Source organism: Sinorhizobium sp., from assembly GCF_059070375.1.
Window position 1 is genome coordinate 1,559,625 of record NZ_JCACWC010000003.1, and the last position, 24,738, is coordinate 1,584,362.

Below are 24,738 nucleotides of genomic sequence, written 5' to 3' on the forward strand. Positions count from 1 at the left end.
GGTCTGAACGAAGCGACAGGGAGGCGAATAGGCTTCCCTCATCGCGTTCCAACTAAGCGCCGTAGCCGTAAAGCCAGTCGAAATCGGCTGCGAGCGCTTCGGGTTTTCTGAAAGAGAGAACGAAATCGCGCGCGATCCGCACCGGACCTGCTGCGTGGTAGGCGAAGCTGTTGAATGCGGCGCGCTTGCGAACGCGGCCGATCCGCGTTCTGCGTGCGTCTTCATAGCGCGCGAAGGCGGAGGGAAGGTCGGGAGTATTGGCCATACAGCGGGCGAGTTCACGGGCGTCCTCGATGGCCATCGCCGCGCCCTGGGCTGCAAATGGCGTCATGGCATGAGCAGAATCGCCGATGAGAATGGTGTCGCGCCCATTGTGCCAGGCCCCGTCTTCAACCGTGCAGAGCGGCCAGTAGGTCGCCGAGCCGGCGTGACCGAGAAGCGCGCGCAGGTCGGGATGCCAATCCGTGAAGGCCGCCTCGAACTCGCGCCGGCGATCGCCGGTGTCGTGCCCCGTCCAGGTTTCGCCCGACGCCTTTCCGGCAACGATCGCGACGAGGTTGAAGCCGTCGATCTTTCTGATCGGATAGGCGACGAGATGGGCCTTCGGCGCGAGGAAGGCGGTGACGCGATCAGGCAACAGGCAGACGGGCGCCCGGGTGCGTGACAGCGTGAAGCGCCAGGCGACATTGCCCGAAAAACGGACGGTGCCGGCGCCGGGGACAGAGAAGCGTATCCGCGACCAGATACCGTCCGCACCGATGATCGCTGCCGGTGATCGCTTGCTCGCTTCGGTGATGACTGCTCGCGGATCGTCCCCGACGCGATTTCCCAGGTGAAGACGGCAAAGCGGCTCCGCCCGGACCGCATCCAGAAGGATCGTTTGCAGGCTGGCACGATGCAGGACGCCATAGGGAGCGCCCCAGCGCGCGCGGGCGCGTGCGCCGGCAGGCACGCTGGCAAGCGGCCGCAGCGAGCGGCCGTCGGTAAGCGAGATCGCTTCCGGTTCATTCCAGACGCGTTCGAGAGCGGGCAGCAGCCCGAGTTCGATGAGGATGCGCGATGCATTCGGCGAAAGCTGAAGCCCGGCACCGGCCTCCTCCAATGCATCGGCCTGCTCGAAGATATCCGTCCGGAAACCCTGCCGTGCAAGGCAGAGCGCGGCGGTCAGCCCGGCGATGCCGGCACCGACGATCGCAACCGGATCATCCTTTTGCATGGATGTCGCGCCGTCGCCTGCGCAGGATCAGGCGGCTTTAGTCGTGAAAAGGCAGCCCGGAGGAATCGTTTCCGTCGCCTTCAGGGAAGGATTGTAGCGGTAGAGGGTCGAGCAATAGGAACAGACCTTCTCGTTCTCGTCGCCCATGTCGACGAAGATGTGAGGGTGGTCGAACGGGACGGAAGCACCCGTGCACATGAATTCCTTGACGCCGATCTCGATGACCCGGTGCCCGCCGTCGTTCTGAAAATGGGGGATGCTGTGGCCGGCCATGTCGTACTCCGATATATGCAAGTCTTAGGTGTCGATTGGGGTGTCGAATTTGCCGGCACCATAGTGAGCTTTGGCGAAAATGTGTAGCGGCAAACATGCCGCGCTTTATGGTTTTTGAAGCGGTTGGGGTTTCCGGCGGTTGCTTTACCAACTAACGTCCGCGCCGACAGGACAATACCAGGAAAACCAGATGGACTTGAACCCTCCGCCATTTTCCCGCTTCACGCATGACGGACTGGAAATCGCCTATTTCGACGAAGGTGACCCCTCGGGCGACCCGATCCTGCTCATTCACGGCTTTGCATCGAGCGCCAATGTCAACTGGGTGTTTCCCGGATGGCTGAAGACGCTCGGCGACGCCGGATACCGCGTCATCGCGCTCGACAATCGCGGGCACGGGCAAAGCAGCAAACCCCATGATCCCTCGCTCTATCACCCGCCGCAGATGGCGGGGGATGCGGCGGCACTTCTGGTGCATCTCGGCATCGGCGAGGCGCATGTCATGGGTTATTCGATGGGCGCGCGGATCTCGGCATTCCTGGCTTTGCAGCACCCGGATCGCGTCCGTTCGCTGGTATTCGGCGGTCTCGGGATAGGCATGATCACGGGGGTGGGGGAGTGGGATCCGATCGCCGACGCGCTGCTTGCACCTTCTTTGGAGGACGTTACGCACGAGCGGGGCCGGACGTTCCGCGCCTTCGCAGACCAGACGAAAAGCGATCGTCAGGCGCTTGCCGCATGCATATCGACATCGCGCGACCTGCTTACCGCCGACGAGGTGGGCCGCATAGACGTGCCGGTGCTGATCGGTGTCGGGACAAAAGATGACATCGCCGGGTCGGCTGAGGAGCTTGCCGCGCTGATGCAGCATGCCGTGGCACTCGACATTCCCGGGCGCGACCACATGCTGGCGGTCGGCGACCGTGTGTTCAAGAAGGCGGTCCTGGAGTTTCTTGCCGGAGTTGGGTGAGGCCGATCCAGGCGGAAAACCCTGCGCACTTTTCCTCGAGCTGCTCTCGGCCGTGCGACCAACGAGAGGTGAAATCCGGCCAGGCCATTTATGTCGGCGGGGAATTGGCCTATATATGCCCGAACACGACCCCATCTTAAGACGGCAGGCCAAAGACGACCCCGCCGAGGGAACGCCCAGGAAGGAGAGCGACCATGGTCGCCAAGACAGAACTTCGTCATACGGAATCGCTCGAAGCGATCGATCCGATCTGGGATAGCCTGCGTGAGGAGGCGCGGCTGGCGGCCGAGCGCGACCCGATGCTGGCGGCCTTTCTCTATTCGACGGTGGTCAATCAGCATTCCCTGGAAGATTGCGTTATCTACCGGATTTGCGAGAGGCTGGATCATCCCGACCTCCAGGCGAGCCTCCTGCACCAGACCTTTGCCGAGATGCTCGAGGACTGGCCCGAATGGGGCGCCGTCCTGCGCGTGGATATCCAGGCGGTCTACGATCGCGATCCCGCCTGCACGCGCTTCATGGAGCCGGTGCTTTATTTCAAGGGCTTCCATGCCATACAGACGCACCGTCTGGCTCACTGGCTGTGGAGCCGCGGCCGGAGAGACTTTGCGCTCTATCTCCAGAGCCGCTCCTCCAGCGTTTTCCAGACCGACATCAATCCGGCCGCCCGCATCGGGCGCGGTATCTTCCTCGATCATGCAACGGGGCTCGTCGTCGGCGAAACCGCGGTCATCGGCGACAACGTATCTATCTTGCATGGCGTGACGCTTGGCGGCACCGGCAAGGAAGGCAGCGACCGTCATCCGAAGATCGGCAACGGCGTGCTGATCGGCGCCGGCGCAAAGATTCTCGGCAATATCCACATCGGCCACTGCTCACGCGTGGCCGCCGGTTCCGTCGTGCTGAAGGCGGTCCCTCCCAAATCGACGGTTGCCGGTGTGCCGGCGAAGGTCGTCGGCGAGGCCGGCTGTTCCGAGCCGTCGCGTCAGATGGACCAGATCCTGGCGTCGTTCGATATCTGATCAAGGCGCCCGAAGCCCGGCTGTGCCGGGGCATCGACGCTGCGAAAAATCAGTGCACCAATTCAAGGCGTTGCGAGCATTTCTTCGCCTCCCGGCGAACGCTTGGCGCTCTGATGGGTTTACACTGGGCAATGGCCCGTGCAACAAGCGCGGCAAATCAATCGGCTACGGAGAATAGTTTTGAAGCCCGAAGAAATCCGCAAGCTTGAGGCCTATCTTAAGCGCACGTTCAACCAGTCCATGGTCGTCAAGGCTCGCCCGAAGAAGGACGAATCCGCTGAAGTCTATCTCGGCGACGAATTTCTCGGTGTCGTCTTCCGTGACGAAGAGGACGGCGAGCTCTCCTATAATTTCTCGATGGCGATCCTCGACATCGACCTCTGAGAGCAACACGAATCCACCTGGATCCGTGGTAATCGCGCGTTGCAAGACCCGGTACTGAGCAATCAGGCCGGGTTTCCTGTTGTTAAATCATACTTTTCGGAGAAATTTGACTGGAGGCGTCCGTCTTCATCAAGTCGTTGCAAGAACTGTATTTTATTGCAATGCACACTGAACTTGACTTTTTGTGCAGTGCACCTAGACTGGCCGCGTTCCTAGCCGAGCCGTTACAAGGAGACGCCCGATGTTTAACTTCGACGATGCGAACAGGAAGAGCAAGGAAGCGCTCGACGTGGCCGTGAAGAGCTACTCAGCCATGACCAAAGGTTTCCAGGCTATTGCGACCGAAGCGGCCGACTATTCGAAAAAATCCTTCGAGGATGGCGTTGCTCATGTCGAAAAGCTTACCAGTGCCAAAAGCCTCGAAGCAGCGTTCGAGCTTCAGACGAATTATCTGAAGGCAAGCTACGAAGGCTTTTTCGCCGAGGCGACGAAGATCGGTGAGATGTATGCCGACCTCGCCAAGGACGCCTACAAGCCCTATGAGGCGCCGGTTGCCAAGGCAGGCACTGCGGTCAAAACGGCCGCCGCCGCCTGACCATCAGCTTCATCGCTATTGCAGACCAGGCCGGTCGCGGATGCCGCGGCCGGCCTTCGTCCGTTCGTATTCTGCGCGTCTTCAAGACCGCCGACGGGCCTGAAGGCAGCAGGTGCCGGCGAAGAAATTTGATCAATCTTGTGTTTCGCCGTGCGAATATGTTTGCAGTGCGTGGGTTCGGTCTTAAAATCCAAGAACGAACCATTAGATAAAGGCAAGCATGTCGTGGCCGAATGCAAATGGATCCGCGGCTGTAAAGGAATGAACAAGAATGATCGCCATGCCGGTCCGGATGCAGCAGGGAAGCGAAGGAGACGGAGGCGGCCCCAGTCGTGGCACGTCCGTTATCACCCGCACCAAGCCGAAGACCAAGAAGCCGAGTTTGTACCGCGTTCTGCTTTTGAATGACGATTACACACCGATGGAATTCGTCATTCACATCCTCGAGCGCTTCTTTCAGAAGAACCGCGAAGAAGCGACCGTCATAATGCTACATGTCCACAACCACGGCGTTGGAGAATGCGGCGTCTTCACCTACGAGGTCGCCGAAACCAAGGTGACGCAGGTGATGGATTTCGCCAGGCAGCATCAACATCCGTTGCAATGCGTCATGGAAAAGAAATGAGGAACTAACGTGCCAACATTTTCGCCCAGCCTCGAAAAGGCGCTGCATCAGGCACTGACTTTTGCCAACGAGCGCCATCACGAATATGCGACGCTCGAGCACCTGCTGCTGGCATTGATCGATGATGCCGATGCGGCGGCTGTGATGGGCGCGTGCAATGTCAATCTCGACACGCTTCGCAAGACCGTGACCGATTACGTCGACAACGAATTGTCGAACCTCGTCACCGGCTACGACGAAGACTCCAAGCCGACGGCGGGCTTTCAGCGCGTGATCCAGCGAGCCGTCATCCATGTGCAGTCCTCGGGCCGCGAAGAGGTGACGGGCGCCAACGTGCTCGTGGCGATCTTCGCCGAGCGCGAGAGCCATGCTGCCTATTTCCTGCAGGAGCAGGAGATGACGCGGTATGACGCAGTCAATTTCATTTCGCACGGTATAGGCAAGCGGCCGGGAAGCTCCGAGGCGCGGCCGGTGCGCGGGGCGGAAGACCAGGACTCCGAACAGAAGGCTTCGCGCGAGAGCGAGGAGGCGGGCCCGAAGAAGCAGCAGGATGCGCTCACGGCCTATTGCGTGAACCTCAACGAAAAGGCCAAGTCCGGCAAGATCGATCCGTTGATCGGGCGTCACGCCGAAGTCAACCGGACCATTCAGGTGCTTTGCCGCAGGTCCAAGAACAACCCGCTTTACGTGGGCGATCCTGGCGTGGGCAAGACGGCGATCGCCGAGGGCCTTGCCAAGCGCATCGTCGAGAAGAAGGTGCCCGAGGCGTTGCAGGACGCCACGATCTTCGCGCTCGACATGGGAACCCTGCTGGCCGGCACGCGCTATCGCGGCGACTTCGAGGAGCGCCTGAAGCAGGTGGTCAAGGAACTCGAAGATTACCCCGGTGCGGTACTGTTCATCGACGAGATCCACACGGTCATCGGTGCCGGCGCCACGTCGGGCGGCGCCATGGACGCGTCGAACCTCTTGAAGCCCGCGCTTTCTTCCGGCGCGATCCGCTGCATCGGCTCGACCACCTATAAGGAGTATCGCCAGTTCTTCGAGAAGGACCGGGCTCTCGTTCGCCGCTTCCAGAAGATCGACGTCAACGAGCCGACGATCGCGGACACGATCGAGATCATGAAGGGCCTCAAGCCGTATTTCGAGGACTACCACCAGCTGAAATACACCAACGATGCCATCAAGGCGGCGGTGGAGCTTTCGGCACGCTACATCAACGACCGGAAGCTGCCGGACAAGGCGATCGACGTCATCGACGAGTCCGGTGCCGCGCAGATGCTTTTGCCCGTCAGCAAACGCCGCAAGCTGATCACCGAAAGGGAGATCGAAGCGACCGTCGCAACGATGGCACGCATCCCGCCCAAGACCGTGTCCAAGGACGACGAGGCGGTGCTCGCCAATCTCGAGCAGGAACTGCGTTCCGTCGTTTATGGCCAGGATCTGGCGATCGAGGCGCTCGCCTCGTCGATCAAGCTGGCGCGCGCAGGCCTTCGCGAGCCCAACAAGCCGATCGGCTGCTACGTCTTCTCCGGCCCGACCGGCGTCGGCAAGACGGAAGTGGCGAAGCAACTCGCCACCTCGCTCGGCGTCGAGCTGCTGCGCTTCGACATGTCGGAATATATGGAACGCCACACGGTCTCGCGACTGATCGGCGCGCCTCCCGGCTATGTCGGCTTCGATCAGGGCGGACTCCTGACCGACGGCGTCGACCAGCATCCGCATTGCGTGCTGCTGCTCGACGAAATCGAAAAGGCGCATCCGGATCTCTTCAACATCCTCCTGCAGGTCATGGACCACGGTTCGCTGACCGACCATAACGGCAAGAAGATCGATTTCCGGAACGTCATCCTGATCATGACGACCAATGCCGGCGCGTCCGACATGGCTCGGGCGGCGATCGGCTTCGGTTCCTCCAAGCGGACGGGTGAGGACGTGGAGGCGCTGAATCGCCTCTTCACGCCGGAGTTCCGCAACCGTCTGGACTCCGTCATTCCGTTCAACTCGCTGCCGACCCCGGTCATCCACAAGGTCGTGCAGAAGTTCGTCATGCAGCTCGAAACGCAGCTCGCGGAGCGCAATGTCACCTTCGACCTTGCGCCTGATGCGATCGCCTGGCTCGCGGAGAGGGGCTATGACGAGAAGATGGGTGCACGGCCGCTGGCACGCGTCATCCAGGAAAACATCAAGAAGCCGCTCGCGGACGAGATCCTCTTCGGCAAGCTCAAGAAGGGCGGTGTCGTCAAGGTGACGATCGGTGCAAAGGAAGACGGCACGAAGGGGCTCATGCTCGAAGCCGTGCCGGAAACGGCTCCGATCAAGCCCAAGGCCGAGGTCTCGCGTCCCGCCGGCAAGGGCGCGAAACCCAAGAAGGCTGCCGAAAAGGAAAGCGTAGCCGCATCCGAAGAGGGCGCGAAAGCCAAGTCGAAGAAGACGGCCGCCAAGTCCTCGAACAAGAGCGGCGGTTCCGGCGCGGCTCCCCTCAGGGGGCGGACGGTTCCTAAGGTGCCGCGCAAGAAATAACGCGATCGCGACTGGACGTGACAGTGCCGGGTGAGTTACCCGGCACTTTCTTGTGAGCGTGGAGCATAGCGGGTGGATTCCACTAACCGTATCGAAGAGGAGCGATCGCCTCTGGGCTGGTTTCTGGCGGGTGCGCGTGGGATATTCAGCCTTCCGGCCATAATCCTCATGCTTTCCTTCGTGGGCTTCTGCTCGCTGACGGTTCAGGCCGGGATCCCACCGGCGCAAGTCGTGTTCATGACCGGCATCGTCTGGGCCCTGCCGGCAAAGGTCATTCTCGTAAGTTCGATCCTCAGCGGCGCCAGTCTTGCGACGGCGTTCCTGGCAGTCACGCTTTCGTCGGTTCGGTTGATGCCGATGGTCGCCGCACTCGTTCCCGAACTCCGTACGCCGAAGACGCCGACATGGCTGCTTCTCTTGCTTTCGCATTTCATCGCCATCACCGCCTGGGTCTTCGCGATGGAGCGCGTGCATGCGGTTCCGCGCCGGCACCGCGCGACCTTCTTCGCCGGCTTCGGCATCACGCTGGTCGCGACGAACATGGCGCTGGTCGGGATCGTTTATCGCCTTGTCGCCGATTTCCCGCCGATCGTCGCCGGATGTCTCTTCTTTCTGACGCCGGTCTATTTCCTCGCCTCGATCTGGAATTCCGCCCGTCATCCGGTTGTCTATGCCGCGCTCGCGATCGGTCTCGCCGCAGGGCCGGTCTGCTACTGGATCGCCCCGGAGTTCGACATTCTGCTCGCCGGCCTCGGCGGAGGAACGTTCGCCTGGCTTGGCGAGCGCTTCTGGCGCACGCGAAAGGAAACGAGCGCGTGAGCTGGATGGACGGATGGTGGGCCTACGCATTCATTGCGATCGCCGGCTGGCTTGCGACCGACATCTGGCGATGGCTCGGAGTGCTCGCCGGAAATCGGCTGCGCGACGATTCGGAGGCGCTGAACTGGGTGAGGGCGGTGGCGACGGCGCTGGTGGCGGCCGTCATTGCAAAACTCGTACTTTACCCGACCGGCGTCTTGGCCCAGTCGCCTCTGTGGCTTCGGCTCGGCTCCGTCGTCCTCGGCGCGATCGCGTTTTTCCTCGCCCGCCAGAAACCCGTCGCCGGGATCGGAACGGCGATCGCTGCCCTGGCCGCAGGCCTCTGGTGGCTGGGCTTCTGATGAGTTAAAGCGGAATAACAGAAAAATTCCGTAAGCAGTTGAATCAAAGGTTACCTGGTAGCCTAAAGCGCTCGGCGGATCTTCTCCGCGTTTGCGGCCAGGACCTCTCCGTCTTCCATCTTGCCGGAATGCGGCTTCAGCGGAATGCCCTCCCGCCGGGGGATCACGTGGAAGTGCAGATGGAAAACGGATTGACCGGCCGGCGCCTCGTTGAACTGCATGATGGTGACGCCGTCCGCCGCGAAAGCGGCCTTCGCGGCCAGGGCAATCTTCTGAACGGTCGCGATCAGGCTGGCGAGGGTGGCTGGATCCGCATCGAGAATGTTGCGGGACGGCGCCTTAGGCAACACCAGGACATGGCCTTCGGCCTGAGGCATCACGTCCATGAAGGCGACGGTGGCCTCATCCTCATAGACGCGATGCGAGGGGATCTCGCCGCGCAATATCTTGGCGAAGATATTGTTGGTGTCGTATGCGCTCATGTCGTTTCCTCTTCCTGGCAGGCATTCGCGGCGTCTCAGTCGTCCTGGCGTCCACCTTTGCGGAAAGGGCCGTGTTCCGCAAGAAACTCGCCGGTTTCTTCCACATCCCGGCGCTCCCGTTCCAGATAATCGGCTACGGCGCGCGCAAGCCCCGGATGGCTGATGAAATGTGCGGAATGAGTCGTCACCGGCATATAGCCCCGTGCAAGCTTGTGCTCGCCTTGCGCGCCGGCTTCGACGCGCTTCAATCCCTTCGCGATCGCGTAGTCGATCGCCTGATGGTAACAGACTTCGAAATGCAGGAAGGGGTGGTCCTCGATGCAGCCCCAGTGTCGGCCATATAGCGCATCGCCGCCGATGAAATTGATCGCTCCGGCGATATAGCGCCCGCCGCGCTTGGCCATGACCAGCAAGATGTCGTCGGCCATGCGCTCTCCGATCAGCGAGTAGAAGGCGCGGGTCAGATAGGGACGCCCCCATTTGCGTCCGCCGGTATCCATGTAGAAGGCAAAGAACTGGTCCCAGATAGCTTCCGTCAGGTCGCTGCCGGTCAGCCAGTCGATGGTTATGCCGTTTTCCACCGCCGATCGGCGTTCTTTCTTGAGTGCCTTGCGCTTTCGCGAGGTGAGCGTAGCGAGAAAGTCGTCATGCGATCCATAGCCTTCATTCATGAAGTGGAACTGCTGATCCATCCGATGCAGGAAGCCCGCCTGCTCCAGGATCGGCATTTCGTCCGTCGGGACGAAGGTCACATGGGCCGAGGAGAGGCGGTGGCGGCGCGTGAGTTCCTTGAGGCCGGCAGCGAGTGCGTCGCGCACGGTTCGTGGATCGCTTCCCCCGGCCACCAGCAGCCTTGGCCCCGTCGCCGGCGTGAACGGCACGGAACATTGCAGTTTCGGATAATAGCGGCCGCCGGCCCGCTCGAAGGCATCCGCCCAGCCATGGTCGAAAACATATTCCCCCTGGCTGTGGCTCTTGACGTAGCAGGCGAGAGCCCCCCGCAGGAAACCGTCCGCGTCCTCCATCAGGAGATGCTGTCCGAGCCAGCCAGTCTCCGCCGTCGCCGAGCCCGATTCCTCCAGTGCCGAGAGATAGGCATGCGAGACGAAGGGATTGTAGGCCGTGCCGGCATGCCCTTTGGAAGCGCCGGCAAGCCCGCCCCAGCTCGCCGGCGATATCGACGTGAACGAAGGTTCTATGCGGATGGTGATCGCGTCTGTCATGCGCCTACGAAATCATGCTCTCCCGGGGATCGAAACCCTCGAAGGTCATCTGGTCGGCATTGGCGAATGTGTGCTCCTGAGCCTGTCTGTCGCGTACCGTCCAGGTGATGAGCGTTCGGCCGAGCGCGCGCTCCTTTTCCGTGAAGGCGTTGGGAAGATGGCCGTAATGGTAGGAGATGAAATCCAGTCCGAGATGCATCGCCTCCTCGTGCACGAAGAAGGTTTCCGGATTGACACCCTCGGCAGTCAGGCCGAGGGGGTAGGGCGCATCGAGTTCCTTCAGGTCCCTGAGCAGCCAATGGTCGAAGCTCATCAGCGCCACATGGCCCTCATAGCCTTCCAGCGTCTCGAGCACGGCCGCGCAAAAGCCTTCGTCGTCGCCCAGTCGCCCCTTGAGCTCGATGATCAGTGGGACACGGCCGGCAACGAGGCGCAGCATCTGCTTCAGGGTCGGCACCTTGTCGCCCGTACCGCCGACGGACAGAAGCCCCAGCTCGGCGGACGTCTTCGCGCGCACGTCGCCCGCAATCCCGCAGAGCCGTTGAAGGTCGTGGTCGTGGAAAACGACGGGAACGCTGTCAGCCGCGAATTGAAGGTCGCACTCGATCGCGAAGCCGGCTTCGACCGCGCGAGAGAAAGCGGAGAGCGTGTTTTCCCAAACCTCCCGATTCATGTCGTGGAAGCCGCGATGGGCGATCGGCTGGGCCTTGAGCCAGGAAAGATCCTTCATTGGAAGTCCCTGATCATGCGATTTCGATCACGGCGTCGATCTCGACAGCCGCGTTGAAGGGAAGGGAAGCCATGCCGACAGCGGCACGAGCGTGTTTGCCCGCTTCGCCGAGCGCATTGGCAAGCAGGTTCGAGGCGCCGTTGATCACCAGGTGCTGTTCGACGAAGTCCGGCGTGGAAGCGACGAAGCCGTTGATCTTGACGAGTCGGCGGATACGGCCGAGATCGCCGAGAGCCGCTTTGGCCTGGGCCAGGATGTTGATCGCGCAGAGTTCGGCGGCTCTTTGCGCGCCGGCGACATCGACATCCTTGCCGACATGGCCGGTTACGGCGACCTTGCCGTTTTCCATCGGCAACTGCCCGGAAATGTAGAGCATCGACCCCGAGACGACGTAAGGCACGTAGTTCGCGACGGGCGCAACTGCCTGCGGAAGGACGATGCCGAGTTCGGTGAGGCGGGTTTCGATCTCTGCGGACATGGAAGGCTCCGTTGTTGTCTTTTGTGCTAAAATCCGGCATGCAAAGCAGATCTTGACAGGCGTGGACCAGAACCGATCTGCCTTGTTTCTGCCGAATGCTTGTTTATCGCATTGGCGGCGAGTCCAACAGGAGGAAACGGATGTTTCGTAAAGGCTTCGGTCTCGTCACTGTGGGAAGCGTCTGTGTCGTGGTCATGACGGCGGGCGCGGCACAGGCGACTGCTCTCGTTCCCCACCGCGCCGTCTACGATCTGGAATTGAAGGACGCCTCCGAGCGGTCCGGCATCTCCGGCATGTATGGCCGCATGGTCTATGAGTTCAACGGCTCCTCCTGCGAAGGCTATACCGTCAGCTTCCGCTTCGTCACCCAGGTCGATACGGGTGACGAGGTTCGCCTAACCGATCAGCAGACCACCACCTATGAGGACATGAGGAACGGCAATTTCCGTTTCCTCACCCGCTCCTTTACCGATGAGAAGCTGGACAAGGAGGTGCGCGGAAGCGCGCATGACGATAAGTCCGGCGTCAAGGTCGAGCTGACCGCCCCCGACAAGCGCCAGGTGGCGCTTGCGGCCAGCCGGTTTCCGACAGAACACATGCTCGAAGTGATCGAACGTGCGAAAAAAGGAGAGACCTTTTTCGAGGCGCGTATTTTCGATGGTTCCGATTCGGGCGACAAGACGCTGATTACCTCGACCTTCGTGGGCAAGCCGCGTAAGCCCGCTCCTGACGATGCGGATGTCGGCAAGGCCGGAAAGCTTGCGGGCGAGAACTACTGGCCGGTGACGATCACCTATTTCAACGACGAAGCCAACGGCGACGCGCTGCCCGTCTACCGCATGGCGTTCAAGCTCTACGAGAACGGCGTGACGCGGGATCTCACCATGGACTATGGAGACTTCGTCCTGAGCGGAAAACTCGCAAAGCTCGAGGTCTTCAATAGCGAAGAGTGCAAATAGGCAACCGCAGAAGCGCTTTTCGAAAGTGACCGCAACCTGCTCCTATTGACAGCGGCCATTTATTTTCTAAAGTTGAGAAAATAAATGGCCAAGGGAGCGAACAGTGGGTGTGCATCACGGCCAGGTCCTGCGCATCCTTCGCGACGAAGGGCCCCAATCGCGCGCCATCCTTGCGCGCCGCACCGGGCTGTCCGCGACGACCCTTACCCATGTGACGGCGCAGCTCCTCGCCGACGGCTCCGTCGCCGAGGTGGAGCCGGCGGCAAGCAGCGGGGTGGGGCGGCCGGGACTGGCGATCCGGCTCCTGCCGAACGCTCATCACGTTGCCGGCGTGCATATCGGTGCCGGGCTCGTTCAACTGACGGTCACGGATCTCCTGGGTTCGCCGAAAGCGGCCGCTTCGTTCGAATTCGCGCTGCCGGACACCTCGCCGGAGGCCGTGACCGCGCGGATCGCCGACGAAATAGAAAATCTGAAGCTTCTCGCGCGCACAGACCATCTGCTCGGCGTCGGAGTAGGAGTGCCGGGACCCGTCGATGCCGGCCAGCGCACCATCCTGGCTTCGATCAATACCGGCTGGCGCAACCTGCCGCTGGCAGGCATGCTGGAGCGACGCACGGGCCTGACGGTGGTGCTGGAGCATAACGTTACGGCAATGGCGGTCGCGGAGGCGCGCTTCGGTCTCGGCCGCGGGGTCCCGGCATTGCTTTACGTCTATCTGCGCTCCGGTCTCGGGGCAGGGCTGGTGGTCGACGGCGTACCGTTTCGGCCGGGCGGCCATGGTGCAGTCGAGCTCGGTCACATCCAGATCTCACAGGACGGGCCACGGTGCAGTTGCGGCAATCATGGCTGTCTCGAAAGCTATGTGAACGAACGCGTCCTGATGCGTGCATTGGGGCTGGAAGGCTCTGCTCCGGCCGATCTCCTGATGCAGGTGGAGAACACGGACGTCTGGGGTCCGACACTCGCTCGGCTGACCGACTCGCTCGCCATCGCAATCAGTCTGCTTACGCCCGATCTGATCGTCTTCGGCGGTCACCTCGCTGACGCGCCGGAGAGCCTGTTCGCGCATCTGCGAAAACATCTGCCGCCACGGGTCATGCCTCATATGCGCGACATCCTCCGGTTCGAACGAACCGGTTTTGGCTCGCAACTGGGGGCAATCGGCGGGGCGGCGGTCGCGCTCGACCACTTTTTCTATTCGGGAGCCCGGTATTGAGCACTCTGACGTCCAAAGACGAGGAAACGACAGGGAACGGGTTTTCGCCGGCGGAGCTGGCGCCCATCGTCCTGAACCTGATCGCCTTGGCCTTCGCCGTCACGGTATGGTGGGGTATCACGGCGGCGGGACTGGTGATCCTGCCGGGACCGGCCGAGGTTTTCCGGCGCGCAGTGGAGCTGATCGCGAACGGCCAGTTGCCGCTGGACGTCGTCTCCAGTCTTCGCCGCGTGCTGGCCGGCTTCCTGCTCGGCGTGGCGGCAGCCATTCCCGTCGGTTTCCTGATGGGCTGGTACCGCGTCGCCCGCGCACTGATCGAGCCCTACATCCAGTTTTTCCGCATGATTCCGCCCCTGGCGGTCATACCGCTCGCGATCGTGACCATGGGCATCGACGAAGCGCCGAAGGTCTTCGTCATTTTCCTCGCCTCGTTCCTTTCCTGCGTCGTCGCCGCCTATCAGGGTGTCATCGGCGTCGACCGTACGTTGATCAGCGCTGCACGCGTGCTTGGGGCCAACGACGGCGTGCTGTTCTACCGCGTGATCGTCCCTGCCTCCATTCCGTTCATTCTGGTCGGCGTGCGGATCGGGCTCGGCTCGGCCTGGGCAACGGTCGTCGCGGCCGAGCTCATCGCAGCGCAATCGGGCCTCGGCTTCCGAATGCAGCAGGCGCAACTCTATTACGACCTTCCCACCATCTTCGTCAGTCTCGTGACGATAGGCATTCTCGGCCTGCTCATGGATCGCATCGTCCAGGCGGCGGAACGCCGTCTGACCCGCTGGCAGGAGCGCGCGCAATGACAGCTGTTCCGGACCCGGCCTCCGACCCGAAGATTTCATTTCAGAACGTCACCCGCCGTTTCGGCGAAGGCGAGAGCTCGGTCCTCGCGCTCGACCGGCTGAGCCTGGATATCGGCGAGGGTGAATTCGTCACGGTGGTCGGGCCGTCCGGCTGCGGCAAGTCGACGGCCATGAATATCGCGGCCGGCCTGACGGAGGTGTCGGACGGACGTGTTCTGGTCGACGGTAAGCCGGTCGACGGGCCGGGGCCCGAACGCGGCGTGATCTTCCAGCAATATGCGCTGTTTCCGTGGCTGACGGTTCGCCAGAACGTCGAATTCGGCCTGCGCATCAAAAACATGCCGGCGGCCGAGCGCAGGCGCATCGCCGATCACTTCATCGATCTCGTCGGGCTGAAGGATTTCGCCGATGCCTTGCCCAAGACCTTGTCCGGCGGCATGAAGCAGCGCTGCGCAATCGCCCGCGCCTATGCGGTCAATCCGACGATCCTCCTCATGGACGAGCCTTTCGGCGCGCTCGACGCATTGACCCGCGTCAACATGCAGGACCAGCTGCTCGACACCTGGAGCAGCGAGCGACGGACGGTGATCTTCATCACCCATGATGTCGATGAGGCGGTCTATCTCGCCAATCGCGTCATCGTGATGGCCGCGCGGCCGGGCCGCCTGCACGAGATCATCCCCGTGGACCTGCCCTATCCGCGCAACGAAGAGATCCGGCTATCGCCTGAATTCGCGCAAGTCCGCAATCGGGTTTGGCACGCCGTCTACCATCAGAAACCCCAGGTCAGTTCGAGTTCATCACAAGGAGGAGGAATGCCGTGACTTTTACCCGACGCAGTTTCATCCGCGTTGCCGCTGCCGGTGCGCTGGCGGCCCCCATAGTGGGCGCCACCACGCGAGCCGCTTACGCAGAGGCAAAGCCCGTGCGGATCGGTTACATCGCCGACTATTTCGGCACGAGCCTGACGGCGATCGCCACCGACCAGAACCTGTGGGCAAAACACGGCCTGGAACCCGACCTGAAGATCTTCACCAACGGCCCGATCCAGATCCAGGCGTTGGGCGCGGGCAGTCTCGATTTCGGGTATGTCGGTCCGGGCGCCCTTTGGCTCCCGGCCACTGGCAAGGCCAAACTCGTCGCGATCAATGTGCTCGGACTGTCCGACCGCGTCATCGCGCAGAAGGGCATCAACTCCGTCGCGGACCTCAAGGGCAAGAAGGTCGGCGTTCCGGAAGGCACATCGGGCGACATGCTGTTGCGTCTCGGCCTTGCCAAGGCTGGCATGACGATTTCCGACATAGAAGTGGTGAAGATGGACCCTTCGACGGTCGTTTCGGCTTTTGCATCGAAGCAGATCGACGGCGCCGGCATCTGGTATCCGCTGGTGGGCATCATCAAGAAGACCGTCCCGGATCTGGTCGAAGTCGCCAAGAGCGACGATTTCTATCCCGAGAACTCATTCCCTTCGGCTTTCGTCGCCCGCAATGAGGTGATAGCCGGCGACGTGGACGTGGTCAGGAAATTCATCGCCACGATGAAGGAGGCCAACGACTATCGCGTTGCCGACGTGCCGCGCTCGGTCGCGATCACCGCCAAGTTCCTCGGAGTGCCGGCCGAACCACTTGAAGTCGAAAGCCGCAACGGCAAGTTCCTGACCACCGCCGAGCTCGTTGCAGCCAGCAGGGATGGGACGGTGGCCAACTGGCTGAAGGGTCTCAACGACCAGTTCGTCGCTTTCGGCAAGATGCAGAACCCGCTCGACCCGAAGGACTACTATCTCGCCGACCTCTACGCAGGCGACTGAACGCCAACCCGCCGGCGCGCTCCGTCGCGCCGGCACTCTCCATCGAGATTAGAATGACAAAGCAGCCCAATATTCTGTTCATCATGTCGGACGACCATGCGGCGCGGGCGATTTCCGCCTACGGCGCGGGCCTGAACAGCACGCCCAATATCGACCGCATCGCCGACGAAGGCATGCGATTCGATCGGTGCTACGTCACCAATTCGATTTGCACGCCCAGCCGTGCCGCCATTTTGACCGGCACCTACAACCATGTGAACATGGTCACCACGCTCGATACCCATATCGACAACCGGCTCCCCAATGTGGCCAAACATCTGCGCGCGGGCGGCTATCAGACAGCGATCTTCGGCAAGTGGCACCTGGGCGAGGGCCAGGCGCACGAGCCGACGGGATTTGACGAATGGTCGGTACTGCCCGGGCAGGGCGAATATTTCGATCCGGTGATGATCGACCGCAACGGACTGCGAACGGAGAGAGGCTACGCCACCGACATCATCACAGACAAATGCATCGATTTCCTCGGCAAGCGTGATCCGGAGCGGCCGTTCTTCCTGATGTGCCACCACAAGGCGCCGCATCGCAGCTTCGAGCCGCACCCGCGCGACAGGCACCTCTATGCCGACGGGAAACTGCCGGTGCCGGAAACTTTCTCCGACGATTATTCCAACCGCGCAGCAGCGGCGGCAGCGGCGAAAATGCGCATTCGCTCCGACATGACATACAGGGACCTCGGCCTCGTCCAGCCCGAAGGCGGCGACGAGATCGGCGAACTGCTTCTGCCGGGCTGGACCCAGCGCAAGGTCCCGGACATCGAGGAAGGTCAGGAACTGCGGTTGATCGACGGAGCCACCGGAGAGAATTATCTCTTTACCGATCCGCGGAAACTCGCCCTCTTCAAGTACCAGCGCTACATGATGCGCTACCTGCAGACCATTGCCGCCGTGGACGACAATGTCGGCCGTCTGCTCGATTATCTCGACGCGGAAGGCCTGCGCGACGACACCATCGTCATCTATACGTCCGACCAGGGGTTCTTCCTTGGCGAGCACGGCTGGTTCGACAAGCGCTTCATGTACGAAGAATCGCTCCGGATGCCTTTCCTGATCCGCTATCCGGAGGGCATCCGGCCCGGCACGCAAGCCGGCCACATCGCGACCAATGTCGATTTCGCGCCGACCTTTCTCGATTATGCGGGCCTGCCGATCCCCAATTACATGCAGGGCAGGAGCATGCGCCCGATTATCGAGCAGACGGCGGACGAGGACGATAAGGGTCTCGCCTATCACCGGTACTGGATGCACAAGGACGAGTTCCACAATGCCTTCGCGCATTACGGCGTGCGCGACGCCCGCTACAAGCTCATCTACTGGTATAACGATCCGCTCGGCCACCCTGGTGCCTTTTCCGGCGACGAGCCTGCGGAATGGGAACTGTTCGATTGCGAGGAGGACCCGTTCGAGCTGCGCAACCGGGCGAACGAGCCGGCCTACTCCGCTGTTTTCGAGGAAATGCTGGCCAAGCTCGATGCGCGCATGGCGGAAATCGGCGACATTCCGGAACATGTCACCGCCGAGGTGCTGGCTCGGTGCCGAACGAAGGCGGCCTGAGCCGGCGCGATACAAAAAGCGTCCCCAAGGCTTGATTTCCGGGCCGGTTACCGCTAAGGGGCTGGCCATTCCACACGTAAGGCATGGGATTTTCCGGGAGAAATCCGGATCGTTCCGCCGGTGGGCGCATTGCGGTGCGCTCGACGCCTTGCGGAGGTTCAACCGGAAAAGGAGACAAAGGCATGGCATTGCCTGATTTCACTATGCGCCAGCTTCTCGAGGCGGGCGTCCACTTCGGTCACCAGACGCACCGCTGGAACCCGAAGATGAAGCCGTACATCTTCGGCGACCGTAACAACGTTCACATCATCGATCTCGCCCAGACCGTACCGATGCTGTCGCGCGCCCTGCAGGTCGTCAGCGACACCGTCGCCAGCGGCGGCCGCGTGCTTTTCGTCGGCACCAAGCGCCAGGCTTCCGAGATCATCGCGGACGCAGCGAAGCGTTCCGCCCAGTACTACGTCAATGCCCGCTGGCTCGGCGGCATGATGACGAACTGGAAGACGATCTCCAACTCGATCCAGCGCCTGCGCAAGCTCGATGAAATCCTGGCCTCGGAAGCTTCCGGCTTCACGAAGAAGGAGCGCCTGAACCTCGAGCGCGAGCGCGAGAAGCTCAACCGCGCACTCGGCGGTATCCGCGATATGGGCGGTACCCCGGATCTGATGTTCATCATCGACACCAACAAGGAATCGATCGCCATCGACGAAGCCAAGCGTCTTGGCATTCCGGTCGTTGCCGTCATCGACTCCAATTGCGATCCGGACCAGATCGACTACGCGATCCCGGGCAACGACGACGCATCGCGCGCTATCGCCCTTTACTGCGATCTCATCGCCCGCGCCGCCATTGACGGTATCGCCCGTCAGCAGGGCGCCTCTGGCCGCGATCTCGGCGCATCCGAAGAGGTTCCGGTCGAGCCGGCTCTCGAGGAAGCGTCCGAAGCCTGATCGGCCCGACCGGCAGACCAAGCGCTGCCGTACGCATGAAATATCGGGACGAGGCCGTTTGTGATGTAGAATCTGAACGGCCTTGTTCTTTATCAGCCGGAAATGGCCCGGCCGATCGCGCGCGGTGAGCCCGCGAACATCGCTAAAGTGGCTTCATCACGATGTCACACAGAAAGGCCATTTCCTGCCAAACCTTCTGGCACTGCGCCAATCCCGGTCGGCGCGCCAGCAAACAGACAAGAGGCACAAAGATGACTGTTACCGCCGCAATGGTGAAGGAGCTGCGCGAAAAGACCGGCGCAGGTATGATGGACTGCAAGAAGGCGCTTGCCGAGACCAATGGCGACATGGAAGCCGCCATCGACTGGCTGCGGGCCAAGGGCATCGCCAAGGCCGACAAGAAGTCCGGCCGCACTGCTGCCGAAGGCCTCATCGGCATTGCCAGCTCCGGCACCAAGGCCGTCGTCGTCGAAATCAACTCCGAGACCGACTTCGTTGCCCGCAACGACGCCTTTCAGGAGCTGGTTCGCGGTGTCGCCAATGTCGCCCTCGGCACGGACGGCAGCGTTGCAGCCGTCTCCAAGGCGACCTATCCGGCGACGGGCAAGTCCGTTGAAGATACGATCAAGGACGCCATCGCCACGATCGGCGAGAACATGACGCTGCGCCGCTCGGCACTGCTCGAGGTCGAGGACGGCGTCGTCGCGACCTATGTGCACAATGCCGCAGGCGAAGGCATCGGCAAGCTCGGCGTGCTCGTCGCGTTGAAGTCGACCGGCGACAAGGAAGCTCTGAACGCGATCGGCCGGCAGGTTGCCATGCACGTCGCCGCGACCAACCCGCTCGCGGTCCGTTCGAGCGAAATCGACCCGGCGGTCGCCGAGCGCGAGCGCAACGTCTTCATCGAGCAGTCGCGCGCTTCCGGCAAGCCGGACAACATCATCGAGAAGATGGTCGATGGCCGCATGCGCAAGTTCTTCGAGGAAGTCGCCCTTCTGTCGCAGGCCTTCGTCATGAACCCTGATCTGACGGTGGAAGCCGCGATCAAGGAAGCGGAAAAGTCCGTCGGCGCGCCGATCGAAGTTGCCGGCATCGCCCGTCTCCTGCTCGGCGAAGGCGTCGAAAAGGAAGAGAGCGATTTCGCGGCAGAGGTGGCAGCCGCCGCGAAGGGTTGATTTCTTCACCTCGAATGGGAAAACGTGGGGGCATCGCGTGACAACGCGGTGCCCTTCGTGTATCCGGCTCCAGTCGATGCGTAGGACCCGCCGGAGCGGTTGATACCACGCAGCGGAATTTGCCTTTACGCCGGTGTGCGCCAGATGCCTGCACACGCGCGCCGATCTATTTCAGGAGTGACGATGTCGGCCAAGCCAATCTACAAGCGCGTTCTTCTCAAAGCCTCCGGTGAAGCGCTTATGGGAAGCCAGGGGTTCGGCATCGATGTTGCCGTAGCCGACCGGATTGCCTCCGATATCGCGGAAGCGAGAGCGATGGGTGTCGAAGTCGGCGTCGTCGTCGGCGGCGGCAACATCTTCCGCGGTGTCGCTGTCGCGTCCAAGGGCGGCGACCGTGTAACCGGCGACCACATGGGAATGCTGGCGACGGTCATCAACGCGCTTGCGCTGGCGACGTCGCTGCGCAAACTCGATATCGACACCGTCGTCCTGTCGGCCATCGCCATGCCGGAAATCTGCGAGAGCTTCTCGCAGCGCGCGACGCTTTATCATCTTTCGCTCGGGCGTGTCGTGATATTCGCCGGCGGCACGGGCAATCCGTTCTTCACGACGGATTCGGCTGCGGCGCTTCGTGCGGCGGAGATGGGCGCCGAGGCGATCTTCAAGGGAACACAGGTCGACGGCATCTATTCCGCGGATCCGAAGAAGGACCCCGCGGCCACCCGCTTCGACCGCCTGACCCATAGCGAGGTTCTCGAAAAAGGCCTCGCAGTCATGGATGTTGCCGCCGTGGCGCTTGCGCGGGAGAATGCCATTCCGATCGTCGTCTTCTCCATCCACGAGAAGGGCGGCTTCACGGAGATATTGACGGGTGGCGGCCGTGCCACCATCGTGACCGATAATTGACAAGCTGCTGGGGCCCGCAAGGGCCGCTGATAAGAACGGGAGTCTTGAACCATGAGTGAAGGTGTGGATCTGAAGGAACTCAAGCGTCGGATGGACGGGGCGATCGCTGCTTTCAAGCACGACATCGCGTCGCTGCGGACCGGCCGCGCTTCGGCGAACGTACTCGATCCGGTGACCGTCGAAGCCTACGGTTCTCGCATGCCGCTGAACCAGGTGGCAAACATCACGGTTCCGGAGTCGCGGATGCTCTCGGTTTCGGTGTGGGACAAGTCCATGGTCGGTGCCGTGGAGCGGGCGATCCGGGAGTCCAATCTGGGGCTCAACCCGATCGTCGACGGGCAGAACCTGCGCATTCCGCTCCCGGAACTGAACGAGGAGCGTCGCAAATCGCTGGTCAAGGTCGCCCACGACTACGCCGAAAAAAGCAAGGTCGCCGTCCGCCACGTTCGCCGTGACGGTATGGACGACCTGAAAAAAGCCGAAAAGGACGGCGAGATCGGCCAGGACGAGAGCCGTGCTCAGTCCGAGCGGGTCCAAAAAATGACCGATGACGTAATTTCCGAAATCGACCGCTTGCTCGCGGAGAAGGAAAAGGAAATCATGCAGGTCTGACCTGCGGATAGGTGAGTCTCTTTGTCCGGACAACCCATGCAAGAATTCAATCCCGCAAACGTACCGGCTCACGTCGCCATCATCATGGACGGCAACGGTCGTTGGGCGAATGCGCGTGGACTGCCCCGTACCATGGGCCACCGCAAGGGCGTAGAGGCGGTCCGCGGGGCGGTAAGGACGGCTGCGGAGATCGGTATCCGTTACCTGACCCTGTTCGCATTCTCGTCGGAGAACTGGAACAGGCCGGAAAACGAGGTCAGCGACCTCATGGGCCTGCTCAAGGCTTTCATCCGACGGGATCTCGCCGATCTCCACCGTGAGAACGTCCGCATCCGGGTCATCGGGGACCGATCGAATCTGAGCGGCGATATCCTGCCTCTGCTCATCGAAGCGGAGGAGACGACGGTCGCGAACACCGGCATCACGGTGGTCATCGCGTTCAATTACGGCGCCAGAGACGAGCTGGCGAGGGCCATGCGCCGCCTGGCGGGGGACGTGGCCGCCGGTCGTCTGCGGCCGGAAGAGATTACCGCGGAACGGATATCCTCGACGATCGATACGGCGGGCATTCCAGATCCCGATCTCCATCATCCGGACGAGCGGCGAGGAGCGTCTCTCCAATTTTCTCCTTTGGCAGGGGGCCTACTCCGAATTGCTGTTCATTCCGGACCTCTGGCCGGATTTCACGCGCGAGACATTCTTTGCGGCGATCGAACAATATGCCTGCCGCGAGCGCCGATTCGGCGGACTGACCCAACCGACTTTGGCGGTCGGCTCCTGATGCAGGCCGAACTCAAACTTCGTATCGCCTCCGGGGTGGTTCTTGCTGCGGTGGTTCTTGCTGCAACCTGGATCGGCGGCTTTGCCTTCCAGCTTCTCTCCGTCGCGATCGGCCTGCTCGTCTATTACGAGTGGTCCACCATCACGAAGCTCCCCGAACGGGACTTTCAGGGCAATGCCCTCGGCTGGCTGGCGCAGGCGGTGATCGCCTGTCTCGTCCTCCTCGGTTATATGCATGTCAGCCTCCCGGGGCTTGCCCTCTGTGTGCTCGCGGCAGCGCTTTGGGTGGCGATAAAGGGAACCAGCTGGTGGCTGCCGGGCGGGATCGTCTATGCGGGTCTGACGAGCATTTCGCTCGCGGCGATCCGCGGAGCGGACTATCTCGGTCTGATGGCGATGCTGTTCGTGTTCGCCGTCGTATGGGCAACCGATATTTTCGCCTACTTCACGGGGCGGGCGATCGGCGGGCCAAAGCTGGCGCCCGCAATCTCGCCGGGCAAGACCTGGTCGGGCGCGATCGGCGGGGCGATTTTCGGCGTTCTTGCGGGTGTCGCCGTTTTCATGGCTCACTTTGCCCTCGAGGACCTGCGCATTCCCGTCATCGCGCTGATCCTGTCCGTCGCAAGCCAGACAGGCGATCTGTTCGAGTCCTTCGTCAAGCGCCGGTTCGGCGTCAAGGATTCAAGCAGGCTGATCCCGGGTCACGGCGGCGTCATGGACCGGGTGGACGGGCTGATATTCGCCTGCATTGCCGCACTGGCTCTGGTGCTTGGGCAGTTCTTGCTGGCGGGCGGCCGGGAAGTCTCTTTCGGCGCGATTCTGCTGGGTCTTTGAAGACTGCCGGTGTAGTCCTTATATCGGGCTCGAAGCGGGACTATCCTGCGGCGGTCCGACCATGGCGTCACGGCCCCGACCTTGCAATTTGAACTGGCGGACGTGGCAACGGACGCGTTAGGAATGACTATGAGCCTGCTGCTTGACAATCTCCAGTACACGATCCCCACCTTCCTGTTTCTCCTGACGTTGCTGGTCTTCGTTCACGAGATGGGACATTACCTGGTTGGGCGCTGGTCGGGCATCCGCATCCTGGCCTTTTCCGTCGGCTTCGGACCCGAGCTCTTCGGCTGGACCGATCGCCACGGCACCCGCTGGAAATTCTGCGCGATTCCGCTTGGCGGCTACGTGAAGTTTTTCGGCGACGAGGATGCGGCGAGCACGCCCGACTACCGGCGGCTGGAGACGATCGCGCCGGAAGAACGGGGCCGCACATTCCTGGGTGCAAAGCTATGGAAGCGCGCGGCGACGGTCGCGGCCGGTCCCATCGCGAATTTTCTACTGGCGATTGCGATCTTCGCCGTTCTTTTTTCCATTTACGGCCGTGCGGTCGCCGATCCCGTCGTCGCTTTCGTGGCGCCGGACAGCGCCGCGGAAAAGGCGGGTGTTCTGCCGGGGGACCGGCTGCTTTCGATCGACGGAAAGCCGATCGCGACCTTCGACGACGTGCGCCGCTATGTCAGCGTCCGTCCCGAGCTGCCGATCACCGTTCGGATCGAGCGCGATGGCGCTGCGATCGACCTGCCGATGGTGCCCCAGCGCACCGAATCCGTCGACCCGCTCGGCAACAAGATGGAGGAGGGCAAGATCGGGATCGGAACGAACCAGGAGGCCGGCAATTTTCGGGTCGAGACCTACGGACCGCTCGAAGCGGTGGGGCAAGGGGCACTGCAGAGTTGGCGGATCGTAACGGGCACGCTCGACTATCTTTCGAATCTCTTTGTCGGCCGGATGAGCGCCGATCAGGTCGGCGGACCGATCCGCATCGCCCAGATGTCCGGTCAGATGGCGAAGCTCGGTATTGCCGAGGTGCTGAATTTCGCGGCCGTCCTTTCGGTTTCCATTGGATTGCTCAACCTGATGCCCGTGCCGGTGCTTGATGGCGGCCATCTGATGTTCTATGCGGTCGAAGCGCTGCGCGGCAGGCCGGTCGGTCCCGCCGCACAGGATCTCGCATTCCGTATCGGCTTTGCCATGGTGCTCATGCTGACGGTTTTTGCGGCCTGGAACGATATCAACTGGCTCTTCGGATAGAGCGGAGCCTTGGGCGGGAGCGGACATCGTTAAGGATTCGGAGAGCGAGTGAGTTTAGCCGGCTGCTCGATAACGGTTTGTTTACGATAATAAGAGGCCGTAGTGGCTGTTAAGCCACGGTTGGAATTGAAGTAAACAGAAATTAACGAGC

General features: G+C 61.8%; 26 protein-coding genes and 1 pseudogene. 21 read left to right on the forward strand and 6 right to left on the reverse strand.

Annotation, left to right across the window (positions count from 1 at the left end):
• Positions 1 to 52 precede the first annotated feature (52 nt).
• Together AC5J09_RS19565 and AC5J09_RS19570 are read right to left on the reverse strand one after the other, a co-directional pair.
• Positions 53 to 1,216 (reverse strand): FAD-dependent oxidoreductase, encoded by a 1,164-nt coding sequence (locus AC5J09_RS19565; protein ID WP_494298280.1) that lies wholly within the window; start codon positions 1,214 to 1,216, stop codon positions 53 to 55.
• Between the two features lie 27 nt (positions 1,217 to 1,243).
• Positions 1,244 to 1,489 (reverse strand): zinc-finger domain-containing protein, encoded by a 246-nt coding sequence (locus AC5J09_RS19570; protein ID WP_003535025.1) that lies wholly within the window; start codon positions 1,487 to 1,489, stop codon positions 1,244 to 1,246.
• 190 nt (positions 1,490 to 1,679) lie between these two features.
• Between AC5J09_RS19570 and AC5J09_RS19575 the strand changes: the two genes are divergently transcribed.
• From AC5J09_RS19575 to AC5J09_RS19610, 8 genes are all read left to right on the forward strand, one after another.
• Positions 1,680 to 2,459, forward strand: coding sequence for an alpha/beta fold hydrolase (locus tag AC5J09_RS19575; RefSeq protein WP_015241159.1), 780 nt, complete (start codon positions 1,680 to 1,682; stop codon positions 2,457 to 2,459).
• A gap of 194 nt (positions 2,460 to 2,653) precedes the next feature.
• Positions 2,654 to 3,481: a serine O-acetyltransferase gene (cysE, locus tag AC5J09_RS19580; protein WP_100673918.1), complete on the forward strand. Its 828-nt coding sequence runs from the start codon at positions 2,654 to 2,656 to the stop codon at positions 3,479 to 3,481.
• Positions 3,482 to 3,661: 180 nt separating this feature from the next.
• Positions 3,662 to 3,865 (forward strand): DUF3126 family protein, encoded by a 204-nt coding sequence (locus AC5J09_RS19585; RefSeq protein WP_003535016.1) that lies wholly within the window; start codon positions 3,662 to 3,664, stop codon positions 3,863 to 3,865.
• Between the two features lie 241 nt (positions 3,866 to 4,106).
• The gene (phaP2, locus tag AC5J09_RS19590) at positions 4,107 to 4,460 is read left to right on the forward strand and encodes a phasin PhaP2 (RefSeq protein ID WP_100673917.1); all 354 of its coding nucleotides are present in this window, start codon (positions 4,107 to 4,109) and stop codon (positions 4,458 to 4,460) included.
• Positions 4,461 to 4,731: 271 nt separating this feature from the next.
• Entirely contained in the window at positions 4,732 to 5,085 is a 354-nt protein-coding gene (clpS, locus tag AC5J09_RS19595; RefSeq protein WP_003535011.1) for an ATP-dependent Clp protease adapter ClpS, read from the forward strand.
• A gap of 9 nt (positions 5,086 to 5,094) precedes the next feature.
• On the forward strand, positions 5,095 to 7,608 hold the full coding sequence (clpA, locus tag AC5J09_RS19600; RefSeq protein ID WP_018097773.1) for an ATP-dependent Clp protease ATP-binding subunit ClpA: 2,514 nt from the start codon (positions 5,095 to 5,097) through the stop codon (positions 7,606 to 7,608).
• A 72-nt stretch (positions 7,609 to 7,680) separates the two neighbouring features.
• Entirely contained in the window at positions 7,681 to 8,427 is a 747-nt protein-coding gene (locus tag AC5J09_RS19605; protein ID WP_494298284.1) for an AzlC family ABC transporter permease, read from the forward strand.
• A gap of 5 nt (positions 8,428 to 8,432) precedes the next feature.
• Positions 8,433 to 8,768 (forward strand): AzlD domain-containing protein, encoded by a 336-nt coding sequence (locus tag AC5J09_RS19610; RefSeq protein ID WP_080636661.1) that lies wholly within the window; start codon positions 8,433 to 8,435, stop codon positions 8,766 to 8,768.
• 62 nt (positions 8,769 to 8,830) lie between these two features.
• Here AC5J09_RS19610 and AC5J09_RS19615 read toward each other — a convergent pair whose 3' ends face one another.
• The 4 genes from AC5J09_RS19615 to AC5J09_RS19630 are packed head-to-tail and all read right to left on the reverse strand — an operon-like array spanning position 8,831 to position 11,681.
• Complete coding sequence (locus AC5J09_RS19615; protein WP_018097770.1) at positions 8,831 to 9,250, reverse strand: HIT family protein; 420 nt, start codon at positions 9,248 to 9,250, stop codon at positions 8,831 to 8,833.
• Between the two features lie 35 nt (positions 9,251 to 9,285).
• Positions 9,286 to 10,473: a GNAT family N-acetyltransferase gene (locus AC5J09_RS19620; RefSeq protein WP_275598019.1), complete on the reverse strand. Its 1,188-nt coding sequence runs from the start codon at positions 10,471 to 10,473 to the stop codon at positions 9,286 to 9,288.
• A 4-nt stretch (positions 10,474 to 10,477) separates the two neighbouring features.
• Positions 10,478 to 11,203 carry a glycerophosphodiester phosphodiesterase gene (locus AC5J09_RS19625; protein ID WP_100673913.1) on the reverse strand — a complete coding sequence of 242 codons (726 nt, stop codon included), beginning with the start codon at positions 11,201 to 11,203 and terminating at the stop codon, positions 10,478 to 10,480.
• 13 nt (positions 11,204 to 11,216) lie between these two features.
• The gene (locus tag AC5J09_RS19630; RefSeq protein WP_127710803.1) at positions 11,217 to 11,681 is read right to left on the reverse strand and encodes a RidA family protein; all 465 of its coding nucleotides are present in this window, start codon (positions 11,679 to 11,681) and stop codon (positions 11,217 to 11,219) included.
• A gap of 140 nt (positions 11,682 to 11,821) precedes the next feature.
• Here AC5J09_RS19630 and AC5J09_RS19635 point away from each other — a divergent pair, with 140 nt between their 5' ends.
• The 13 genes and pseudogenes from AC5J09_RS19635 to rseP all read left to right on the forward strand — a co-directional run bounded on the left by AC5J09_RS19635 (position 11,822) and on the right by rseP (position 24,587).
• Entirely contained in the window at positions 11,822 to 12,640 is an 819-nt protein-coding gene (locus AC5J09_RS19635) for a cell envelope integrity EipB family protein (protein WP_100673911.1), read from the forward strand.
• A gap of 103 nt (positions 12,641 to 12,743) precedes the next feature.
• Positions 12,744 to 13,859, forward strand: a complete 1,116-nt coding sequence (locus tag AC5J09_RS19640) for an ROK family transcriptional regulator (RefSeq protein WP_494298285.1) — start codon at positions 12,744 to 12,746, stop codon at positions 13,857 to 13,859.
• A gap of 56 nt (positions 13,860 to 13,915) precedes the next feature.
• Positions 13,916 to 14,659: an ABC transporter permease gene (locus tag AC5J09_RS19645; protein ID WP_275598118.1), complete on the forward strand. Its 744-nt coding sequence runs from the start codon at positions 13,916 to 13,918 to the stop codon at positions 14,657 to 14,659.
• Positions 14,656 to 15,483: an ABC transporter ATP-binding protein gene (locus AC5J09_RS19650; RefSeq protein WP_494298286.1), complete on the forward strand. Its 828-nt coding sequence runs from the start codon at positions 14,656 to 14,658 to the stop codon at positions 15,481 to 15,483. The genes AC5J09_RS19645 and AC5J09_RS19650 overlap by 4 nt, the downstream gene beginning before the upstream one ends.
• Positions 15,484 to 15,527: 44 nt before the next feature.
• Positions 15,528 to 16,466 (forward strand): aliphatic sulfonate ABC transporter substrate-binding protein, encoded by a 939-nt coding sequence (locus AC5J09_RS19655; protein WP_164866969.1) that lies wholly within the window; start codon positions 15,528 to 15,530, stop codon positions 16,464 to 16,466.
• A gap of 53 nt (positions 16,467 to 16,519) precedes the next feature.
• A complete protein-coding gene (locus tag AC5J09_RS19660; protein WP_494298287.1) occupies positions 16,520 to 18,076 on the forward strand; it encodes a sulfatase family protein in 1,557 nt (518 codons plus the stop codon).
• Positions 18,077 to 18,258: 182 nt separating this feature from the next.
• Complete coding sequence (gene rpsB / locus AC5J09_RS19665) at positions 18,259 to 19,026, forward strand: 30S ribosomal protein S2 (protein ID WP_003534993.1); 768 nt, start codon at positions 18,259 to 18,261, stop codon at positions 19,024 to 19,026.
• A gap of 251 nt (positions 19,027 to 19,277) precedes the next feature.
• Positions 19,278 to 20,201, forward strand: a complete 924-nt coding sequence (gene tsf, locus AC5J09_RS19670; protein WP_100673906.1) for a translation elongation factor Ts — start codon at positions 19,278 to 19,280, stop codon at positions 20,199 to 20,201.
• Between the two features lie 183 nt (positions 20,202 to 20,384).
• Positions 20,385 to 21,107: a UMP kinase gene (gene pyrH / locus AC5J09_RS19675; protein ID WP_494298288.1), complete on the forward strand. Its 723-nt coding sequence runs from the start codon at positions 20,385 to 20,387 to the stop codon at positions 21,105 to 21,107.
• Between the two features lie 51 nt (positions 21,108 to 21,158).
• Positions 21,159 to 21,719, forward strand: a complete 561-nt coding sequence (gene frr / locus AC5J09_RS19680; protein ID WP_003534987.1) for a ribosome recycling factor — start codon at positions 21,159 to 21,161, stop codon at positions 21,717 to 21,719.
• Between the two features lie 36 nt (positions 21,720 to 21,755).
• Positions 21,756 to 22,500: pseudogene (locus AC5J09_RS19685) on the forward strand (isoprenyl transferase).
• Complete coding sequence (locus AC5J09_RS19690) at positions 22,500 to 23,333, forward strand: phosphatidate cytidylyltransferase (RefSeq protein WP_494298289.1); 834 nt, start codon at positions 22,500 to 22,502, stop codon at positions 23,331 to 23,333. Before AC5J09_RS19685 ends, AC5J09_RS19690 begins: the two are co-directional and overlap by 1 nt.
• A 129-nt stretch (positions 23,334 to 23,462) precedes the next feature.
• Entirely contained in the window at positions 23,463 to 24,587 is a 1,125-nt protein-coding gene (gene rseP, locus AC5J09_RS19695) for an RIP metalloprotease RseP (RefSeq protein WP_018097756.1), read from the forward strand.
• The last annotated feature ends 151 nt before the right edge of the window (positions 24,588 to 24,738 follow it).

Coding starts and splice junctions, on each gene's coding strand:
- AC5J09_RS19630 (WP_127710803.1), bottom strand. CDS start 11,681: ATGTCCGCAGAGATCGAAACCCGCCTCACCGAACTCGGCATCGTCCTT.
- AC5J09_RS19650 (WP_494298286.1), top strand. CDS start 14,656: ATGACAGCTGTTCCGGACCCGGCCTCCGACCCGAAGATTTCATTTCAG.
- AC5J09_RS19690 (WP_494298289.1), top strand. CDS start 22,500: ATGCAGGCCGAACTCAAACTTCGTATCGCCTCCGGGGTGGTTCTTGCT.
- AC5J09_RS19660 (WP_494298287.1), top strand. CDS start 16,520: ATGACAAAGCAGCCCAATATTCTGTTCATCATGTCGGACGACCATGCG.
- AC5J09_RS19610 (WP_080636661.1), top strand. CDS start 8,433: ATGGACGGATGGTGGGCCTACGCATTCATTGCGATCGCCGGCTGGCTT.
- rseP (WP_018097756.1), top strand. CDS start 23,463: ATGAGCCTGCTGCTTGACAATCTCCAGTACACGATCCCCACCTTCCTG.
- AC5J09_RS19575 (WP_015241159.1), top strand. CDS start 1,680: ATGGACTTGAACCCTCCGCCATTTTCCCGCTTCACGCATGACGGACTG.
- pyrH (WP_494298288.1), top strand. CDS start 20,385: ATGTCGGCCAAGCCAATCTACAAGCGCGTTCTTCTCAAAGCCTCCGGT.
- AC5J09_RS19615 (WP_018097770.1), bottom strand. CDS start 9,250: ATGAGCGCATACGACACCAACAATATCTTCGCCAAGATATTGCGCGGC.
- frr (WP_003534987.1), top strand. CDS start 21,159: ATGAGTGAAGGTGTGGATCTGAAGGAACTCAAGCGTCGGATGGACGGG.
- tsf (WP_100673906.1), top strand. CDS start 19,278: ATGACTGTTACCGCCGCAATGGTGAAGGAGCTGCGCGAAAAGACCGGC.
- AC5J09_RS19625 (WP_100673913.1), bottom strand. CDS start 11,203: ATGAAGGATCTTTCCTGGCTCAAGGCCCAGCCGATCGCCCATCGCGGC.
- AC5J09_RS19565 (WP_494298280.1), bottom strand. CDS start 1,216: ATGCAAAAGGATGATCCGGTTGCGATCGTCGGTGCCGGCATCGCCGGG.
- AC5J09_RS19570 (WP_003535025.1), bottom strand. CDS start 1,489: ATGGCCGGCCACAGCATCCCCCATTTTCAGAACGACGGCGGGCACCGG.
- AC5J09_RS19620 (WP_275598019.1), bottom strand. CDS start 10,473: ATGACAGACGCGATCACCATCCGCATAGAACCTTCGTTCACGTCGATA.
- AC5J09_RS19635 (WP_100673911.1), top strand. CDS start 11,822: ATGTTTCGTAAAGGCTTCGGTCTCGTCACTGTGGGAAGCGTCTGTGTC.
- rpsB (WP_003534993.1), top strand. CDS start 18,259: ATGGCATTGCCTGATTTCACTATGCGCCAGCTTCTCGAGGCGGGCGTC.
- phaP2 (WP_100673917.1), top strand. CDS start 4,107: ATGTTTAACTTCGACGATGCGAACAGGAAGAGCAAGGAAGCGCTCGAC.
- cysE (WP_100673918.1), top strand. CDS start 2,654: ATGGTCGCCAAGACAGAACTTCGTCATACGGAATCGCTCGAAGCGATC.
- clpS (WP_003535011.1), top strand. CDS start 4,732: ATGATCGCCATGCCGGTCCGGATGCAGCAGGGAAGCGAAGGAGACGGA.